1 pseudogene is annotated in these 855 nt (G+C 70.4%); it reads right to left on the bottom strand.

The features are described from left to right. Window positions 1-245 precede the first annotated feature (245 nt). Window positions 246-855: pseudogene (locus tag U9978_RS18070) on the bottom strand (rRNA cytosine-C5-methyltransferase); the annotation flags it as partial.

Here is an 855-nt window from a genome sequence, read left to right as displayed (position 1 = left end):
GCCCCTCGACCGCCAGCGCCGCTTGCGTGATCCGCCCGAAGTCGGCGGCAAGCAAGCTCGGGTAGATCTGCGCTGTCGCCACGCCTACGAGCGTATCGGCCGGCCATGCGACAGCGGAGGCGTAGGTGGTTTCGGTCGCCCCGATGACGATTTCCACCTACCGCATCCGCCGACCGTAGTCAGGTGTTAGGTGGTTTCGGTCGCCCCGATGACGATTTCCACCTACCGTAGTCAGCTTTCGTGGCTCACGGGCCGCCGCGGCGCAGGATGGCGAGGAACATCGCGTCGGTGCCGTGCTGGTGCGGCCACAGCTGCACGAACGGGCCATCGCCGAGACCGTCCACGTCTGGCAGGAAGGCCCGGGCGTCCAGAACGGATACATCGGTGCGCTGCCCGACCACATCCGTCACGACCTCGGTGGTCTCCGCCGGGTGCGGCGAACAGGTGACATACGCAACGACACCGCCGGGACGCACCAGGTCAAGTGCCCCGGCCACCAACTGCCGCTGCAGGCGGGACAGCACCACGACATCGGACGGCATGCGACGCCAGCGGGCCTCAGGCCGACGCCGCAGCGCCCCGAGGCCGGTACACGGGACATCTGCGAGCACCCGGTCGACGCTCCCCGGCCGCAGCGGCGGCCTACGGCCGTCCGCACGCACCACCGTCACGTTTGACCGGCCGGCCACTGCCTGGCTCACCAGCCTGGCACGGGTAGCCCGCGGTTCCAGCGCGATCAGCCGAGTCCCGGGCAGCAGCCCGGCGAGAAGGGCGGTCTTTCCGCCAGGGCCGGCGCACAGATCGACGCTCACCCCGACATCGGTCCCCACCGTCACCACCCGCGACAGCGCCGCC

Origin of the sequence: Protofrankia sp. Cr2 (assembly GCF_963555885.1) — a bacterium.
In the GTDB taxonomy this organism is placed as follows: Bacteria; Actinomycetota; Actinomycetes; order Frankiales; family Frankiaceae; genus Protofrankia.
The sequence above is the reverse complement of the archived record's forward strand: the minus strand, read 5'-3'. Positions and strand labels throughout refer to the sequence as shown.